Origin of the sequence: Bacillus sp. F19, from assembly GCA_023823795.1 — a bacterium.
Classification (GTDB): domain Bacteria; phylum Bacillota; class Bacilli; order Bacillales; family Bacillaceae; genus Bacillus_P.
Genome location: CP085710.1, coordinates 1,846,238 through 1,865,000 on the forward strand (window position 1 = coordinate 1,846,238; position 18,763 = coordinate 1,865,000).

Sequence of the window (18,763 nt, forward strand, 5' to 3'; positions counted from 1 at the left end):
AGGAGGCACCTTATGTCTGATTATCAGGAATACCTGTCTGAAAGAGATAAGATTGATTTTTATCTGGGTCAGGGCTACCAAATTACACGCGTAACTGAAAATTTAAGCGGTGCTTATCTTACATTCAGAAATAAGAAGGATCAGAACGATACAGCTGAAATACATGTGAAAACGGCGGATGCGAGAAAGTATTTTTCAGCAAAGCTGCTGTCTCAAAACTTCAAATGACATTGTTCGACAGAGATGGGGCAGAATTTGTCCTATCTTTTTTGTGAGAAAAACTGACAAACGTATAGTGTTCAAACATGCCCTTCATTATAATAGACAGTAGCGACACAAAAAGGGGTGTGCGGATGAAATCATACATAACGATTGATGAGATTTTAAATCGAAAGCATTTTGCCCAAACTGAAGTAATTGCTGGTGCTGAAGGATTGCACCGCCAATTGAAATGGGTCCATATTGTCGAATCGATCCAAATCAGCAATCTATTAAATGGCAATGAGCTGATTCTTACAACGGGTCTAGGCTTTAAAGATAATCCCCAAAACTTTGTCTCCTTTCTGAGACAATTGATCGAGAGGCATACTGCCGGTCTATGCATCGAAATGGGCACCCACATTCACAGTATTCCGGAAGCAGTAATTGAACTTGCAGATCACCACCATTTTCCTATCATTTTGTTTCATCAAGAGGTTCCCTTTGTTGAAATTACTCAAGATGTGCATTCCCTCATCATCAATAAACAATATCAACTTCTCTCTGATTTAGAAAATTATTCTCAGCAGCTGAACAAGATGCTGCTTGAAATTGAAGACTATGAGCAAATCCTGAAATTTCTCCAGGCCTATTTAGAGGTACAGGTTATTGCTGTATTAAGCGGAAATAAAGCTGATTTCTTCCCAGAGCCAAAGGGAGATGAAAAAGAAGCGCTGCTTTTGAAAATCAAGAATAGAGATGAAAACATAAAATCCAAGATCGCAAGTCAGAATGTACAGATTCTCGGCGAGACCTACGCCGAGCTGCTGATTATCGCTAACTGCCGCGAACTGAACGAATTTGATCTGCTCATTTTAGACAGAACCGCTAACGCATTTGCTCAGCATTTGCTGAGGGATTTATATGTAAAAGAAAAAAAGATGGCAGAAGAAAGCGAATGGCTTACAAACTGGCTTGAAGGCGAATACACAGATGAAATTATCAAAGAACAGCTTTCTTTTATTGATCCCAAACTTCATTTGAATGGCGGAGCAGTCTGTATTTGCAAGCTATCTCCTGATCTGTCGGGCCAGGCGCCAAACGTGGACAGCACCTATCTCAAGCTTTTGTTCAGAACGGTATTTGAACAATTTGGGTTTCATTTATTTACGGTTGAAGTCCGTCATCATCTCATTTTTATCGTGGGAAACAAACGGCACAAACAGGATTGGAAAGAGAGGATGGAAGGTGCCCTTTTAAGAATCCATTCAGGAAATGGATCAGAAAGGATCAGAACCTCCTCTATTTCCACTGGTGTCGGGAAGTTTGCCGACAAACTTGGAAATATTCATCTAAGCTATCAAACTGCCAAAGAAACCCTTGCCCTGCAGGACTCCCTTTCAAAAGAAGGCAAAAGCTACTTTTATCAGGACCTGCATATGTATCGAATGATGTCATTGTTAAAAAAACACGGTGATCTCGAAGAAACGATTCACGAATATTTGGCGCCTGTGATTGAATATGACCGGAAATACAACGGGGACATGCTGATTACTTTAAAAACGTATTTAGCATGCAACGGATCCAAGCAAGAAACATCAAAAAAATTATTTATTGTCAGGCAAACCCTTTACCATCGTATAGAAAAGCTAGAATTGCTGCTTGGAGAAAACTTCATGAACTCAGACAGAAGACTGGCCCTCGAATTTATGCTCATGGCTCATGATTTTATCATGAATACAGAAGGGTCCATTCCGCTTCAGCATAAAATTGAATAGGAGAACAGAGTACTCTTTGGAAGAGTGCTCTTTTTTCTGGCTGGTTTGGTGAACCCGAGTTTGTTCACATTTGTACGGAATTATTTATAAAAGTCCCGGAATTACCATGGAAAGTATTGGAATTAATTGTGAAAGTCTTGGAATTAAGTATGAAACTCCAGGAATTAATGAATAAGGGCATCGGTATTCGTTTTGATAGTCATCGTTTATTGAAAAACATCATAAGAATTCAGGAACGTATTAAAAATAGCCGTTTCCAATATGATTTCTTCATCAAAACAGTCGGTTCCGCCTTTCTATTCAAACTGTAGCGTTATTCCCCTCGTATCTTTTACATAGTGTCTAATGATTGCCGCTGCTTTGTGAGAGATAATGAACATAATTTCAGAATATCAGGAGGGATGACAATGACAGTTGCAAATGAAGCAGCCGCAATTAAGAATTTCATCAATGGAAAATGGGTGAGTGCGACGGGAAAAGAAGTGCAGGACGTAATAAATCCGGCAACAGGGAAGAAGATTGCAGCCGTTCCCATCTCAACCGCCGAAGATGTAGACCAGGCGGCAAAAGCCGCAGCACAAGCATTTAAGTCGTGGAAGCTGATGCCGGTACCTAAAAGAGCAAGAATTCTATTTAAATATCATCATCTATTGACAGAAAATCATGCGGAGCTTGCCAAATTAATTGTTTCTGAGAATGGCAAGGCCTATAAAGAGGCCTATGGGGAGGTTCAAAGAGGTATAGAGTGTGTCGAGTTTGCAGCTGGAGCACCAAGCTTAATGATGGGTGAATCCTTATCTGGAATTGCTGAAGAGATGGATTCGGAAATGTTCCGCTATCCGCTTGGTGTCGTCGGCGGAATCACTCCATTTAACTTTCCAATGATGGTTCCTTTATGGATGTTCCCGCTAGCGGTGGCATGCGGAAATACATTCGTTTTAAAACCATCTGAGCGGACACCGCTGCTTTCCAATAAGCTTGCTGAGATGTTCACAGAAGCAGGTGCTCCAGATGGTGTTTTGAACATTGTTCATGGGAGCCATGACGTTGTAAACGGGTTATTGGAGCATTCGGATATTAAAGCGATTTCATTTGTCGGCTCACAGCCTGTCGCTAAATATGTCTATGAAAAAGCTACTGCAAAAGGGAAGCGGGTTCAAGCCCTCTCGGGTGCAAAAAATCATCATGTCGTTATGCCGGATGCGGATTTAGACAAAGCGGCTCAGCATATTATCAGCTCTGCTTTCGGCAGCGCGGGCCAGCGCTGTATGGCTTGCAGCGCTGTCGTTGTCGTTGGATACGGCGATCAATTTATGCAGACCCTAAAGCAAAAAGCAGATGATTTGGTGATGGGAAATGGATTGGATGAAGAAGTGCTTCTGACTCCTGTAATCCGTGATACTCATCTGAACAAAGTCATGGGATATATTGAAAAAGGAATAGAAGAAGGGGCAACTCTTCTGCGTGATGGGCGAAGAGATATAGAGAATCAAACGGAAGGCTATTTTTTAGGCGCCACGATTTTTGACAAGGTCACACCTGAGATGACCATTGCAAAGGATGAAATTTTTGCTCCAGTGCTCAGTGTGCTTCGTGCGGAAAATTTAGAGGAAGGTCTTGAATATATTCGAAAATCCCGCTATGGAAATGGCGCGACCATTTACACAAAGGATGCTCAGGCTATTCGCACGTTCAGAGAAGAAGCAGATGCAGGGATGCTTGGAATTAATGTAGGAGTGCCTGCGACGATGGCTTTCTTCCCATTTTCGGGCTGGAAGGATTCTTTCTACGGTGATTTACATGTTAACGGCAAAGACGGCGTAAACTTCTATACACGCAAAAAAATGATTACATCCAGATTTGATTTTTAATAGATAAGGAGGATGATTATGCAAAAGAGTACAGATATAAGAGATGCCCTGCAAAAAGATGAGGCATATCTCTGGCATTCTATGAAGCCATTCAATCCTGAGGCGACTATTCTTGCAGAGGAAGCAAAGGGCGCATGGATCAGTGATGCAAATGGGAAAAAGTATTTAGACGGCATGGCTGGTTTGTGGTGCGTAAATGCAGGCTATGGAAGAACAGAGCTTGCGGAGGCCGCGTATGAGCAGCTGAAGAAACTTGCTTATTTTCCGCTAACACAAAGTCATCTGCCTGCTATTCAGCTTTCAGAAAAACTGAATGACATGCTTGGCGGAGACTATGTCATTTTTTTCTCCAACAGCGGATCTGAGGCAAATGAAACAGCGTTCAAGATTGCCCGCCAATATCATCAGCAAACAGGCAGCCATGAACGCTATAAAATTATTTCAAGGTACAGAGCCTATCACGGCAATACGATGGGTTCACTTGCTGCAACCGGTCAGGCGCAGAGGAAGTATAAATACGAGCCGCTGGCACCGGGATTTATTCATGTACCGCCGCCGGACGTCTACCGTTATCCTGAAGAAGATAATGCAGCAGCGGCTGAACTGAAATCGGTTCAGGCCATCGATCAGACCATGACCTGGGAGCTAAGCGAAACGGTTGCTGCGATGATAATGGAACCAATTATAACTGGCGGAGGCATTTTGATGCCGCCTGAGAACTATATGAAAGGTGTAAAGGAAGTGTGTGAAAAGCATGGGGCTTTGCTCATTGTTGACGAGGTCATCTGCGGCTTCGGCAGAACCGGAAAAGCATTCGGATTCATGAATTACGGAGTGAAGCCGGATATCATTACAATGGCTAAAGGGATCACAAGTGCCTACTTGCCACTCTCCGCTACTGCGGTTAAAAAAGAAATCTATGAAGCTTTTAAAGGAACAGAGGAATATGACTATTTCCGCCATGTAAACACATTTGGCGGAAATCCGGCTGCCTGTGCACTTGCCCTGAAGAACATCGAAATCTTTGAAAATGAAAAGCTGTTTGAACGATCAAGCGAGGTAGGGGGGCGCATGAAAGCTGAACTCACATCACGTCTCCAGCATAATCCCTATGTTGGAAATGTAAGAGGGAAAGGGCTCCTGATCGGGATCGAGCTAGTTGAAAATAAAGAGACGAAAAAACCGCTGGATGCGGGACTTGTAAATAAAGTGATTGCCTCTTGCAAGGAAAAAGGGCTGATCATCGGAAAAAATGGCGCCACTGCAGCAGGCTATAATAACGTACTTGCAATATCCCCTCCTCTTAATCTTGAAGAAGAGAACGCCTTGTTTATTGTTGATACGGTTGTAGGGGAGCTGAATGGAATAACCGAAACGAATTAAACGGGAAAAACAGCGCATAGTTTATTGCGCTGTTTTTTTGTGATTTCATATCACTTATAAATGCTTAACGAAACACTTACAATCAGTTAAAATGATGATGGAGGTGATAGGATGTACCAAGAAGAACGTTTACTGAAAATTCTTCATGCTCTTAATGAAAAGCAAATGCTGTCAAATGATGAAATTTGTGAAATGCTGCATATCTCAAGGGATACTGCGAGAAGAGATATAGTCAAGCTTGCAGAACAGGGGGCAGCGGTCAGAACACACGGAGGCATCGCACTGCCGATTATAAAAGAAGAAATACAGGCTTATAAAAACCGGCTAACTTCGTTTTCAAAGGAAAAGCATTTAATAGGCAAATACAGTGCAGGGTTGATTGGAAATCATGATCTCTGTTTCTTTGATGTCTCTACTACAATAAAGTTTTTGTGTGATCACCTTGAGACGCCTGCAACGATTTATACCCATTCGCTTGATAACGCGGAATCCCTTTCGGAAAATGAGAATGCAGATTTCCATCTGCTGGGCGGAAGATTAGACAGAACGCATCGTTTTTTCTATGAGCCTGAATTTCGGACGGCAATTGAAAGCATAACTTTTGATAAAGCATTTATCGGGGCCTGTGCCATTGGCGAAGACGGGATTTACTATGAGACAAAAGAAGACCGGATCATTAAAAAAACGGCTGCGGAACGCTCGAAGCAAGTCTTTTTGCTCGCGGATTACAACAAATTTAATCAAGAGAGCAAGTATCGTGCTTTTGATTTCTCAATGATTCATGTACTTGTAACGGACCGGAGACCTCCCGCAAAGTTTCAGGAAATCCTAAGGGAACACAATGTAAAAATTATGATCAGCAAATAAAGGAGCGAAATGGATGAAAACAGAAAAAGAAAAGATGTTAGACGGAGAACTGTATCTTTCAGGAGACGAAGAATTAATACGTGAACGTGTTCGTGCCAGAAGATTAACAAGGCTGTTCCACCAGACAATTGAAACGGATGACAATGCTCGAAAAAGCATTCTTAAGGAATTGTTTGGAACAACAGGAGAAAACATTTATATCGAACCTTCATTCCGCTGCGATTACGGCTCAAACATCCATGTAGGCGAAAATTTCTACGCTAACTTTGACTGCGTTATTTTGGATGTGTGCAAGGTAACAATCGGAGCCAATTGCATGCTTGCGCCAGGGGTTCACATATATACAGCCGCTCATCCATTAAATGCTGAGGAAAGAAACAGCGGAGCAGAATTCGGAAAACCTGTTACAATCGGTGACAACGTATGGATCGGCGGAAGAGCGGTCATTAATCCGGGAGTGACCATCGGAAACAATGCTGTCATTGCATCCGGCGCAGTTGTGACGAAGGACGTCCCTGAGAATGTTGTAGTTGGAGGGAATCCGGCAAGAGTTTTAAAACATATTGAGAATTGAAAAAGAGGCCAGCGGGGCCTCTTTTGTTTGGAAATCCCTTATATTTATTCGTAATTAATCTGCCAATGAATTCCGAATTTATCTGTTACTTGTCCATAAAGCTTGCTCCAGAATGTTTCCTGAAGATCCATGCCTACTGTGCCGCCATCTTTAAGCTGATTAAAAATAGAGGTCAGCTCTTCTATGTTCTTGTTAACTAATGCAAGTGTGATATTATTCCCTTCAACAAATGGCATTCCAGGAAAGACATCAGAAAACATCACATTGCTTCCATCAATGTTAAGCCTTGTATGCATAATCAAATCTTTCGCTTCCTCTGGCAGAGGGTACCCAGGGTTAGGCGGTGTTTCGCCGAACGTCATAAATTTAGGTTCTTCTGTTTTGAAAACCTTTGCATAAAACTCCACTGCCTCCCGGCAATTACCATTGAAATTAAGGTAAACGTCTACTGACATTTGAATCACTCCTACAATTAAGATTTTTTTGCTGGCAATATTTATCATCTTATCATTTTTCTGGTTTAAAACAAATTCTCCCAAAGGAAATTTAATGAAGCTGTAACTTTTAACATAATGAAAAAGGTTCCATAGCATTTCTTGCTGATTTGTAATAATAAAAGCATGTATCATCCCTTGTGAAAACTGCTAACCAAACATTCAGACTTCAAGATTCTAACAATAATATGATACGATGGATGTGAAATCTGCTCAGAAGTTTAAGAATTATAAGAGGAGTGATCTGGATGGCAGCAAATAAACGCTTTGAAGTAACTCAGTTTCAAGGGACACTCGATGTAATCAGGGTCATCAAGGACACGGAAACAGGTGTTCAGGTACCTGCAGACGATCTCTGGCGGCGGAGTAGGGATTACCTTGCTTGTTGATGCTGAAGGCAAGCCATCGCTTGATAAATAAGATGAAGATCCATCTATCTGAATATAACCCTGACTGGAAAATGCAATTCCGCCTGCACGAGAAGAGACTGAAAATTGCCTTTAAAGATCGTTCTATAAAAATTGAACATATCGGAAGCACCTCTGTTGAAGGACTTTCTGCAAAGCCGGTCATTGATATTTTAATTGGCGTGCCGTCCATTGAAAAGCTGTCTGGTGCAGTTGAGGCTTTAGCTGATTCCTCCTATATTTATAAAAAGGTTTACGACGAAGCTTTGCCTTTCAGACGATTTTTTATCGGGGTAAAAGAAGAATATCTGCATCTTTATCCAAATATTATTGAAAAAGAAGAAGTAAACATTCCGCATGGCCACCGAACTGCTCACATACATACAGTGCCCGTAACCCATCAATGGTGGGAGGATCATCTCCTTTTCCGTGATCATCTTCGCACGCATCCTGAAGATCGTGTGATGTATGAGGCTGTAAAGCAGAACCTTTCAAAGAAGGATTGGAAAACAGGAAATGAATATGCAGATGCAAAGACGGAGTGTGTCTTGCAGATTTTGAATAAAGCTAAACGAAATCACAATAATTAGAGGAAGTGTCAGAATGAACGTTTTAGCCATCTATGGCAGCAGCCGCGAGAATGGAAACTCTGAGAAATTAGCAAGTTACTTGCTAAAAGATATCAATCATACTCCAGTACATCTCAGGGAAATGACAATAAAGCCTATTACTGATCAGCGGCATGATCTAAATGGTTTTCAGCCAGTGGAAGATGATTTTAATGAACTGATTGAAGTTTTTCTAAAAGCAGATGCTGTTGTGTTTGTAACCCCGCTATATTGGTACGGCATGTCAGGAGCAATGAAGGATTTCTTTGATCGCTGGTCACAGGCTCTGAGAGATGAACGGTTTTCTTTTAAAGAAAACGCAAAAGATAAGAAAGCATATGTAATCATTGCTGGCGGAGACTCGCCTAAGATCAAGGCGTTGCCGCTCATACAGCAATTTCAGTACATTTTTGACTTTGTCGGCATGAAACTTGAAGGATATGTGATAGGCGAGGCAAATGCACCCGGGGATATTGAAAAAGATACAAAAGCGATTTCCGAAGCAGTGGTCATGAATGACTGGCTCAAACATAATAATAGATAGTGTGTTTTTAAAGCATGGATCATAGATTCCATGTTTTTTTATGTTCTCAGCCCTATGACTGAGAACCCTCATTATAAGGAAGGAGTCTGAATTCATTAATTAGCATTAATTTTATAAAAATTGCGTAAAATGACTAGAAATATATTTCGAAAGCCGATATATTAAGTAATACGTTGTAAATATTTTGAAAGTTGAAGAAAACAGCAAAGGCCAAAGGAGGGATTTTCATTGGAAACATTTAAAAAACTAAGGGCCTTTTATATGCCTTACAAAAATGATTTTTTGTGGTCAATGGGTTTTTTGCTCATCATGACAGCCATCACAGTTGTGTATCCGATGGTGCTGCAGTTTACGATTGATGATGTCGTATTAAATGAACAGTTTTCTCTTGTGCCATGGATCGCGCTCGGGTTTGTCGGCATTATGACGGTAAAGGGAGTTGCGACTTATTTTCACCAGTATTTAGGGGATATGTTTGGGATAAAATCTGTATACAGAATGAGAAATGAGCTTTACGAAAAGCTTCAGCGCCTCCCTTTTCGCTATTATGACAATGCAAAAACAGGAGACTTGATGTCAAGGCTGACAGCAGATGTGGAAGGATTTCGTTTTTTCCTGTCATTTGGGATTGCGGAGTTAATCCGCTTCATTATTCTGATAGTCATCAGTCTTTGCGTCATGTTCTATTATTCGGTTCCGCTGACATTCGTTACGATTGCAGCTCTGCCGTTTTTGGCCGTCGCCGTTTACCGGTTTGACAAGCGGGTGCACCCTTCCTTCAGAAGCATTCGTAAGTCTTTTGGGAAACTGAATACAAATGTTCAGGAAAATATCAGCGGCATTCATACCGTAAAATCATTATCCAGAGAGGATTTTGAAATTTCAAAGTTTAATTCCTCAAACAACGATTACAAACAGAAGTATTTAGATACATCCAATGTATGGGCTAAATATTTTCCGCTAATGGAGTTCATCGGAAATATTTCAGTAGTTGCTTTGCTTGCTTTCGGCGGATATATGGTGATTAACGGCAGTCTTAAACCAGGTGAGCTTGTAGCTTTTTACAGCCTTGTCTGGTATATCATGTGGCCAATTATGAACTTGGGATTTGTCATCAACCTGTTCTCTCAGTCAAAAGCTTCCGGCGAGCGGCTGCTTGAAATTTTGGAAGCGGATGAAGAAATCAGTGATGCCGATCGTGATTTGTCCGCGGACAAATTATCGGGTCATGTCACATTTAAAAATGTTTCGCTTAAATACAATGATGAAGATGTGCCGGCATTAACAAATGTGTCATTTGATGCGCCTCCTGGAAAAACGATTGGACTGATTGGAGCCACAGGTTCAGGGAAAACAACCGTCACCCAATTAATGACGCGTTTCTATGAACCGACATCAGGCCAGATCCTGCTTGATGGAAAGGATATTAAAGATCATTCTTTAAAATCCCTGAGAGGAAGTATTGGTGTTGTTCTTCAGGAATCCTTCCTTTTTTCAACAACAATTAAATCAAATATTGCCTATGGAAAGCCAAATGCAACAATAGATGAAATCATCGATGCAGCGAAACGCGCTCAGGCACATGAATTTATTATGGAACTTCCTGAAGGGTATGACACAATGCTTGGAGAACGGGGCATGGGTCTATCAGGAGGACAAAAGCAAAGAATTTCCATTGCACGCGCCATTTGTGTTGATCCAAGCATTCTGATTTTGGATGATTCAACTAGCGCCGTTGATATGGATACTGAGTTCCGTATTCAGAAAGATTTAAAAGCGGTGATGAAGGATCGTACGACTATTATTATTGCTCACCGGATTTCATCTTTAAAGCACGCAGATGAAATCATCGTGCTTCAGGATGGCGAGGTAGCCGAAAGAGGAACACACGAACAGCTGCTTCATACAGACGGTTCTTACAAACGAATTTATGACATTCAATATAAAGACCAAAAAGCTGTTGTACAGTCAAATGCAGGGTAGGTGAAAAAGATGCAAAAGAAAGAAAAACAGGATTTAATTAAGCAGAGGTTCTACTACTCTACAGATCAAATCATAGAAAAACCTTTTAACTGGAAACAGATGGGGAGGCTAATGAGGTATATTAAGCCGTATTCGAAAAACCTTTTGCCCCTCTCATTTCTTACCGTTATTTTAACGACCATTGTCCGTTTGATTGTGCCGATTTTAATCGGTGTATACACGCTTGATAAAGCAATCGTTCAAAAGGATCTAGATCTGCTTTGGGTGCTGGTAGGGTCCATTTTTGGGCTTTACCTCGTTTCTTATGTGGCCAATACTCTCAGGATCAGGTGGATGAACATGCTTGGGCAAAATGTGATTTATGATTTGCGCAAGCATTTGTTTACACATGTGCAATCTCTGTCCCACCGCTTTTTTGATTCCAGATCAGCAGGATCCATTCTCGTTCGGATCATGAATGACATTAACTCTCTTCAGGAGCTTTTTACAAGCGGGGTTATCAATCTATTAATGGATTTCCTGCTTCTGATCGGCGTTATCGTTATTCTGTTTACAATCAGTCCGCCGCTTGCTCTTGCGATCATGATTATCCTGCCGGTCATGTTTTTTATCTCAACAAGCCTGCGAAAAAAAATCCGGAGATCATGGCAAACGGTACGTCTGAAGCAGTCCATGCTGAATTCACATTTAAATGAAAGCATACAGGGCATCCGGGTTACTCAAGCATACACACAGGAAAAGGAAAACATCCAATTCTTTGATGGCATCAATACGGAAAACTTCAGCAGCTGGCAGGATGCTACTCAGAAAAATGCCGTGTTCCGTCCATTCGTTGAAATGACAAATGCCATCGGAACAGCTATCCTTATTTGGTTCGGTGCCTCATTAATTGCAAATGAATCGATTACTATTGGTGAGTTTGTTTCATTTGCTTTTTATCTGGGAATGTTTTGGGAGCCGATTTCAAGGCTTGGCCAAGTGTATAATCAGCTTCTGATGGGGATGGCATCATCTGAAAGGATATTTGAATTTTTAGATGAAAAGCCAATTGTATCAGAATCCGATGATCCGGTCGTTCTTTTAGATATGAAGGGGGATATCGAATTTGATAAAGTCGAATTCTCCTATGATGGAAACCGCAAAGCATTAAAAGGGGTATCACTTCAAATCGCGTCTGGTCAAACTGTTGCACTTGTAGGCCATACAGGTTCAGGAAAAACAACGATTGCTAATTTAATCAGCCGCTTTTACGATGCAACAGGCGGCGAGGTAAAGATAGACGGCTATAACATCCGGGATTTATCAATTGGAAGCCTGCGGTCACAAATCAGTGTAGTCTTGCAGGATACTTTTATCTTCTCGGGAACGATCATGGAAAATATCCGTTTCGGCAGACCTGATGCAACAGACGAAGAAGTCTTTGCAGCAGCTGAAGCTGTCGGGGCAGATGAATTTATTAAAGATTTAGTAAATGGCTATGAGACAGAGGTTGAAGAACGCGGCAACGTTTTATCTGTTGGGGAAAGACAGCTTCTCTCCTTTGCAAGAGCCATTCTGGCGGATCCAAAAATATTAATTTTGGATGAGGCAACAGCAAGTATCGATACAGAATCAGAAGTGAAAATCCAGCAGGCATTAAAAACGCTTTTAAAAGGAAGAACCGCGATTATGATTGCCCATCGCTTATCAACCATTCGCGAGGCAGACAATATCATTGTACTCGATCACGGGAATATCATGGAGCAGGGAAGTCACGGAGAGCTTATGAAGCAGCAGGGAATCTACTTTGAGCTTGTGAAGGCTCAATTCAGAATGCTTGATGCAGGGTAAGAACAAAGAGCCAATCAATTGCGGTTGGCTCTTTTTAATGCTTTGAATAAATATATTCAAAGAATAATAGAAATTGTGAAACCTATTTTTATAAAAATCGTATTACTTACAGAATTTATAAAATTGGAGGTAATTGGATTATGGAACAGCAAACAAATCCGGCAGTAGAAGGAAACGCGCCGCAGCCGCCAAAACCGTCCTTATTCGGAATGATTATGAACCCGGGGGAGCAGTTTGAACGTATTCGTCAAAATCCTAAAGTGCTTGTGGGATTTCTTCTTGTCACGCTGATGGTATTGGCGGGGACATTTCTATCATTTGTCTATAGTGCTGAACTTACAGGGGAGTTAACTTCAGAGCTTGGGGTAACAGAAGAAGAAGCGGCCATCTTTGGCACAATTATGGGAATTGTTTCAATCGTTGCCGGAGGGATAGGAGGCATTATCGTTCTTTTGATAATGGCAGCTATTACTTTGGCTATTACGAAAATGGTTGGTTCTGCCGTTAAATTCAACCAAATTCTTTCCATGACGATTTACATCGCATTTGTCACATCTATCGGAACGCTTTTAAACGGTCTTATTGCATTTTTAGTAAAAGAAGAAAATTATATTAATTCATACACTAGCTTAAACAGCATTGTTGGTGCTGAGGGCGGCTTAGGCGGATTGCTCATGACGTTTGAAGTTTTCACGATTTGGGAAACGATTTTGACGGCAATCGGCCTTCAGCGTGTTGCAGGGTTATCTAAAGCAGCAGCCTGGACAATAGCAATCGTTTTCTTCATCATCGGCGCGGTATTAGCCGCTGCTGGAGGGGGGCTTGAAGGGAAGTTCCCTGCAGCATGAAAAAAAAATCTGGATTTCAATCGGTGTCGTTTCAATCATAGCTTTGCTTGTTGGTGTAAACGTCTATCGTGCGATGAGTAAAGAAGAGGTAACGGTCAGTACAGTGAAGCTTTCACAGCAGGAAATTGCTTCAAATGTCATGGTGCCCGGTACACTAAAATTCCAAAATGAAGAGTATATTTATCAAGATCCTGAAAAAGGGGAAATTGCTGAAATTCTAGTAAAAGAGGGAGAGACCGTGAAAAAGGGAACTCCCCTCCTTCGCTATGAAAATGAACAATTCTCTCTTGAAAAAGAACAAAATGCTCTATCCATTGAATCAAGCTATCTTAAAATCAATCAGCTTGAAAATCAGCTGGATGATTTAAGTGAGAAAGAAAAGGATCTATTCAAGCAAGTTGGAAAAGAGGAAGCAGAAAAAACGATCGAAGCAGAGCACGATCAGCTAAAAATGGAGCAAAAGATGGCTGATATTGAACTTCGTCAGCTGCTGCTGCAAAAAGAGACCATAGAAAAACAGCTGAATACTCTCGAAGTGAAAAGCGACATGGCAGGCACTGTTATTACAATCGATGAAAATCCCGAACTGGCTTCAGAACAGGGCGGCATGAAAGCAGTTATACATATTGCAAAAACAGATCAATTTATTGTCAGCGGCGTGCTGTCAGAATATGATTCTTTAAAAGTGGCAGAAGGACAGCCTGTAACCTTAAGTTCTGATGTTGTGCCAGATGCTGAGTGGAAGGGAAAAGTGAGCAAAATCGGACTGCTTCCTGAAGCTTCATCAAGTACAATGGGAACGGAAAATGCGGCCGTACAATATCCGGTTGAGGTAGTCATTGAAGGCAGCGAAATGAAGGCAAAACCCGGCTTTAAGCTGATCATGGAAATTGAAACTGAAAAGCGCAATGTTCAGACGGTGCCTTTAGATGCTGTAAAACAGGATGGCGAGGACTATTTTGTCTATACAGTTGAAGACGGAAAAACAAAGAAAAAGACCATTGAAATTGGAACGGCTTCTTCCGAATATATGGAAGTGAAAGAGGGCTTAACAGAGGATGATGCCATCGTTTCAAAGCCGAAAGATGATCTTCTCAGCGGGACGGAAGTGACGGTAAAATGATCCAGCTTTCCGGCATTACGAAAAGCTACAAGGTCGGAAAAGAATCATTCGACGTATTAAAAGATATCCATCTAACCATTGAAGAAGGTGAATTCATTTCTATCATGGGGCCATCCGGTTCAGGTAAATCGACGCTAATGAATATTATCGGCTGTCTGGACCGGCCGACAACAGGCCACTATTTTCTGGACGGGTTAGATGTAGCCGCATATCAGGACACAGATCTTGCAAAAGTGAGGAACCTCTCCATCGGCTTTGTGTTTCAGCAGTTTCAGCTGCTGCCTAGACTTACGGCCTTGAAAAATGCAGAGCTTCCAATGGTGTATGCAGGTGTAAAGAAAAAAGAACGGGAAGAGCGGGCGATGCTGGCATTGGAGAAAGTTGGGCTTGCAGACCGCATGAATCATCTCCCTAATGAGCTTTCAGGCGGACAAAAACAGCGTGTAGCCATAGCCCGTTCCATCGTGAACAAACCCCGGCTTATACTTGCAGATGAGCCGACAGGTGCTCTAGATACAAAGACAAGCGTTTCCATTATGGAGCAATTTGCGGCTCTTAATCTTGAGGGGACAACGGTCATCATTGTTACTCATGAACAGGAAGTAGCGGACTACACGAAGCGTATAATCATGGTAAGAGACGGGGAAGTTCAGTCTCACGGGGCAGAAAGGAGAAACGCATGAGCATGATAGAAAACCTGCGAATGGCGTTCGCTTCTGTCCATGCTCATAAGCTCAGATCCATTTTAACCATGCTTGGAATTATTATTGGTGTTGCATCTGTTATACTTGTCGTTGCAATCGGACAGGGCGGAGAGCAAATGCTGAAATCACAATTTACCGGCACGAGCAACACGATTGAGGTGTTTTACCAGCCCAGTGAAGAAGAAATGCAGTCCAATCCCAATGCTTATATGGAATCAGCATTTACGCAGTCTGATATTGAAGATTTATCCGAAATCCCTGAAGTCTCTAAAGTAGTGGCCTCAAGCACTGAATTCATGCAAGCTCGGTACAGGGAAGATACGGCGGATACGTCCATTTTCGGCATTAATCAGGCTTACATTGAGGTAAACGAACTGAAAATTGAGTCTGGCAGAAACCTTGTTGAAGGTGATTTTATCAGCGGGCGCCGTGTAGGCGTTATCAGTCAGGAGACAAAGAAAGAGCTATTTAAAGAGACGAATCCTTTGGGAGAAGTGATCTGGGTAAGCGGGCAGCCGTTTGAAATTATCGGTGTGCTTGAAAAGCCGACTGGTCTTTTCTCTTTTGGTTCGATGGAAATTTACCTTCCTTCCAATACGTATCGTGCTTCATTCGGCAAATCTGATTTTAATCAGGTAACGCTTCAGGCGGAAAGCGCTGAAAAGCTTCAGGAGGCAGGAAAAAAAGCAACCGCTCTATTGAATCAAAAGCATGAGAAAGAGGATGAGTATCAAGTCTTTAATATGGAAGAAATCGCTGAAGGAATTGGTCAGGTGACAAGAATTATGACATTAATCATCGGATCAATCGCAGGGATTTCACTCTTTGTCGGCGGCATCGGTGTCATGAATATTATGCTTGTATCCGTCACAGAAAGAACCCGCGAAATCGGCATCAGAAAAGCGCTTGGTGCGACAAAAAGACAAATACTCACTCAGTTTTTAATTGAGTCCATCACCCTTACACTCATCGGTGGAATCATCGGCATCCTGCTAGGGGCTGGAGGGGCGTCACTCGTCTCCGTTTTTGCAGGATGGCCTTCACTCGTTTCGTGGCAGGTTGTACTCGGCGGACTTGCATTCTCCATGATCATCGGCGTCATCTTTGGCATGCTGCCTGCAAACAAAGCAGCACGGCTTGATCCGATTGATTCTCTAAGGTACGAATAGCGTAGCTCATCTCTTTAGATGAGCTTTTTTCTTTAGTAAGAGGGACTATTATTACTGACAAAGGTGCCCAAGTTCTGCGGTGTCTTTTCCCGTCGCATGAAACATGAGCTTGTGTAAGGTGTGCTGTAATTGGAAGTAATTGGATGTGTGGTCAAAAACCAGAGACAAGCGGTCAGAACAGGCGCTTCCGTATTTCTAATAAAAAAAACTCTTGCTCCATGCTGTTGATGATGGTAAAAAGGGAATAGGTATTTCATGTGCAGATGAGATTGGAATGATTTGAATGAAGGTAGGAAAAATTGCAGCATTTCTGGTTAAAATGATGCTGCTTGCCGTTCTTTTGCTGTTGGTTTATTCTACGGTCAGCATCTGGCATTTCGGCAATAAGCACGAATCGGTCAAAACTGATGCAGCAATTGTGCTTGGAGCTGCTGCATGGGGAGCGGATCCTTCGCCGGTATTTAAAGAACGGATCAATCACGCAATCCGGCTTTATAAAAAGGAAGATGTTGATAAGATTATCTTCACAGGCGGCAAAGCGATAAAAACAGACTTGCCTGAAGCGGTTGTCGGAAAAAACTATGCCGTGGAGCACGGTGTGAAAGAATCCGATATTTTAATTGAGACAAGCTCAAGACTGACAAAAGATAATTTGAAATACGCATACGAAGCAGGAAAAGAAGCAGGATTGCAGTCATACACAATTGTAAGCGATCCTTATCATATGAAGCGGTCTATTCTGCTTGCAAAACAGATTGGGATGAATGTTTATTCTTCTCCTACTACGACTTCAGCGTATCAAACTTGGGAAACGAAATTGCCTGTGTATACAAAAGAAGTGCTTTTTTATGCAGGATACCTGGTAACTTCGACATTTGAATAAAAGGAACAACAAGAGGATTCATCCATGGATGAATCCTCTTGTTTTACTAAGTCCTGCTGTAAAAAAAGCGCTGTTTGAGGACTCACATAACTAATTCGATCATTTGATTGAATAATTTCATACTAAAACCAAGCAAGATAATACCTGCAATAAAAGTAACCGCTTTCAGCGTTTTATCCTGAATAAAGTCACGGATAAAATGAACAGTAATTGCGATATTCAAATTCCAGAGGGTAACCCCTCCAATAATAAGCAGACTGTAAATCAGCAGATAAAAAACGGTATGATGCGGCCCAAGACTTGTCAGCGCAGTGCCATAAACACCAAGCCAGAACACAAAAATAAACGGGTCGCCCAGTGCTATCAAAAAGCCCGTCAAATAAGATCCTGCACTGCTTTTTTTTTCGTCTTCTTTCTTTATCATTTTTTCAGAAGACAGAGAGCGAATAATACTGTTTATGCCAAGCCTCGCTAATAGAAAACATCCGGCTGCGCTAATAATTGCAGAAAAAAGCGTGCTTTGAAGAAACGTCACGAGTCCAAGAAATATCCCAAACATTAATAGCATATCGACCGTGATGGCGCCGATTCCAACAAGCATCGCAGGCCAAAAACCTCCCATTATCCCCCTCTTGATCATCTCTAACTTAATCGGACCTATTGGTGCAGCTAAACTTATGCCAAGAACAATCGGCTTAACAATAAAGAGCAGGCTTTCCATCCGCATTCATCCGCCTTTCGATTCCCTGTCCATTAAGTGTATTCAGGCAGGGTGCTTTTATTGTTCATAAATTCTTCAGCTGCATAATAAATAGTAAAATTAAATGGCTTGAATGTATAAAAAAGACGTGTAATTATATCTTTTTTAAAAGGGTTTTGAATCGTCTGCGCCTAACTACTTAAGGAGAAAAATTTCAGGCAAACGGGGGATCAATATGAATAATAAACATAAGTCACACTCTTTACTGGAATGGGGAAAGGCTATCTTGCTTGCTGCTTGCCTGGCTTTTATCATCCGTCTTTTTCTCTTTGAGCCATATTTAGTAGAGGGATCTTCAATGGACCCGACCCTTCATGACGGTGAACGCCTGTTTGTAAACAAATCAAGCTTTATGATCGGGGATGTGAACCGGGGAGATATCGTCATCATTGATGGCGAGGAAAAGGATGTTCATTATGTGAAACGGGTTATTGGCCTGCCTGGAGAGAAAGTGGAGGTTAAAGATCACAAGGTTATAATAAATGGCAAGCTGCTTGAAGAACCGTATTTGCTTCCAAATGAAAAGAAGGCGAAAAAACTCGGACAGTATCTGATGTATGACTTTGATGCCATTACTGTTCCTGATCATGAAGTTTTTGTTATGGGAGATAACCGCACCAACAGTATGGATTCAAGAAACGGTCTTGGCAGCATCGCGAAAGATCGCATTGCAGGCAGGGCAGAATTTGTGTTCTTTCCATTTGAAAAGATAAGAAAAACAAAATAATCTAGAGATGTA

Annotated in this window: 19 protein-coding genes; 17 read left to right on the plus strand and 2 right to left on the minus strand. The window is 41.7% G+C overall.

Annotated features, from left to right (window positions below; translation table 11 throughout):
* Window positions 1–12 precede the first annotated feature (12 nt).
* The 6 genes from LIT25_09365 (at window position 13) to LIT25_09390 (ending at window position 6,671) form a co-directional block, all read left to right on the plus strand.
* A complete protein-coding gene (locus LIT25_09365; GenBank protein USK35473.1) occupies window positions 13–228 on the plus strand; it encodes a hypothetical protein in 216 nt (71 codons plus the stop codon).
* Between the two features lie 125 nt (window positions 229–353).
* Window positions 354–1,976, plus strand: coding sequence for a PucR family transcriptional regulator ligand-binding domain-containing protein (locus LIT25_09370; GenBank protein USK35474.1), 1,623 nt, complete (start codon window positions 354–356; stop codon window positions 1,974–1,976).
* Window positions 1,977–2,377: 401 nt separating this feature from the next.
* Window positions 2,378–3,847 (plus strand): CoA-acylating methylmalonate-semialdehyde dehydrogenase, encoded by a 1,470-nt coding sequence (locus LIT25_09375; GenBank protein ID USK35475.1) that lies wholly within the window; start codon window positions 2,378–2,380, stop codon window positions 3,845–3,847.
* A gap of 18 nt (window positions 3,848–3,865) precedes the next feature.
* Window positions 3,866–5,230: an aspartate aminotransferase family protein gene (locus LIT25_09380; protein USK35476.1), complete on the plus strand. Its 1,365-nt coding sequence runs from the start codon at window positions 3,866–3,868 to the stop codon at window positions 5,228–5,230.
* A 111-nt stretch (window positions 5,231–5,341) separates the two neighbouring features.
* Window positions 5,342–6,097 (plus strand): DeoR/GlpR family DNA-binding transcription regulator, encoded by a 756-nt coding sequence (locus LIT25_09385; protein ID USK35477.1) that lies wholly within the window; start codon window positions 5,342–5,344, stop codon window positions 6,095–6,097.
* A 13-nt stretch (window positions 6,098–6,110) separates the two neighbouring features.
* The gene (locus tag LIT25_09390; protein ID USK35478.1) at window positions 6,111–6,671 is read left to right on the plus strand and encodes an acetyltransferase; all 561 of its coding nucleotides are present in this window, start codon (window positions 6,111–6,113) and stop codon (window positions 6,669–6,671) included.
* A 44-nt stretch (window positions 6,672–6,715) separates the two neighbouring features.
* Here the strand turns inward: LIT25_09390 and LIT25_09395 are convergent, their stop codons facing one another.
* On the minus strand, window positions 6,716–7,126 hold the full coding sequence (locus LIT25_09395) for a VOC family protein (GenBank protein ID USK35479.1): 411 nt from the start codon (window positions 7,124–7,126) through the stop codon (window positions 6,716–6,718).
* 369 nt (window positions 7,127–7,495) lie between these two features.
* Between LIT25_09395 and LIT25_09400 the strand changes: the two genes are divergently transcribed.
* The 10 genes from LIT25_09400 to LIT25_09445 all read left to right on the plus strand — a co-directional run bounded on the left by LIT25_09400 (window position 7,496) and on the right by LIT25_09445 (window position 17,264).
* Window positions 7,496–7,585 (plus strand): DUF6440 family protein, encoded by a 90-nt coding sequence (locus tag LIT25_09400; GenBank protein USK35480.1) that lies wholly within the window; start codon window positions 7,496–7,498, stop codon window positions 7,583–7,585.
* Window positions 7,575–8,162, plus strand: coding sequence for a GrpB family protein (locus LIT25_09405; GenBank protein ID USK35481.1), 588 nt, complete (start codon window positions 7,575–7,577; stop codon window positions 8,160–8,162). The genes LIT25_09400 and LIT25_09405 overlap by 11 nt, the downstream gene beginning before the upstream one ends.
* Window positions 8,163–8,175: 13 nt before the next feature.
* Window positions 8,176–8,724: a flavodoxin family protein gene (locus LIT25_09410; protein ID USK35482.1), complete on the plus strand. Its 549-nt coding sequence runs from the start codon at window positions 8,176–8,178 to the stop codon at window positions 8,722–8,724.
* A 228-nt stretch (window positions 8,725–8,952) separates the two neighbouring features.
* Window positions 8,953–10,707, plus strand: coding sequence for an ABC transporter ATP-binding protein/permease (locus LIT25_09415; protein USK35483.1), 1,755 nt, complete (start codon window positions 8,953–8,955; stop codon window positions 10,705–10,707).
* A gap of 9 nt (window positions 10,708–10,716) precedes the next feature.
* Entirely contained in the window at window positions 10,717–12,537 is a 1,821-nt protein-coding gene (locus tag LIT25_09420; GenBank protein ID USK35484.1) for an ABC transporter ATP-binding protein/permease, read from the plus strand.
* Window positions 12,538–12,677: 140 nt separating this feature from the next.
* Window positions 12,678–13,385, plus strand: a complete 708-nt coding sequence (locus LIT25_09425; protein USK35485.1) for a YIP1 family protein — start codon at window positions 12,678–12,680, stop codon at window positions 13,383–13,385.
* Window positions 13,360–14,508 carry an efflux RND transporter periplasmic adaptor subunit gene (locus LIT25_09430; GenBank protein ID USK35486.1) on the plus strand — a complete coding sequence of 383 codons (1,149 nt, stop codon included), beginning with the start codon at window positions 13,360–13,362 and terminating at the stop codon, window positions 14,506–14,508. Before LIT25_09425 ends, LIT25_09430 begins: the two co-directional genes overlap by 26 nt.
* Entirely contained in the window at window positions 14,505–15,191 is a 687-nt protein-coding gene (locus LIT25_09435) for an ABC transporter ATP-binding protein (GenBank protein ID USK35487.1), read from the plus strand. Before LIT25_09430 ends, LIT25_09435 begins: the two co-directional genes overlap by 4 nt.
* Entirely contained in the window at window positions 15,188–16,381 is a 1,194-nt protein-coding gene (locus LIT25_09440) for an ABC transporter permease (protein USK35488.1), read from the plus strand. Before LIT25_09435 ends, LIT25_09440 begins: the two co-directional genes overlap by 4 nt.
* Window positions 16,382–16,664: 283 nt before the next feature.
* Window positions 16,665–17,264: a YdcF family protein gene (locus LIT25_09445; protein USK35489.1), complete on the plus strand. Its 600-nt coding sequence runs from the start codon at window positions 16,665–16,667 to the stop codon at window positions 17,262–17,264.
* Between the two features lie 82 nt (window positions 17,265–17,346).
* Here the strand turns inward: LIT25_09445 and LIT25_09450 are convergent, their stop codons facing one another.
* A complete protein-coding gene (locus tag LIT25_09450; protein USK35490.1) occupies window positions 17,347–17,985 on the minus strand; it encodes a LysE family translocator in 639 nt (212 codons plus the stop codon).
* A 214-nt stretch (window positions 17,986–18,199) separates the two neighbouring features.
* Between LIT25_09450 and lepB the strand changes: the two genes are divergently transcribed.
* Window positions 18,200–18,751 (plus strand): signal peptidase I, encoded by a 552-nt coding sequence (gene lepB, locus LIT25_09455; protein ID USK35491.1) that lies wholly within the window; start codon window positions 18,200–18,202, stop codon window positions 18,749–18,751.
* Window positions 18,752–18,763 lie beyond the last annotated feature (12 nt).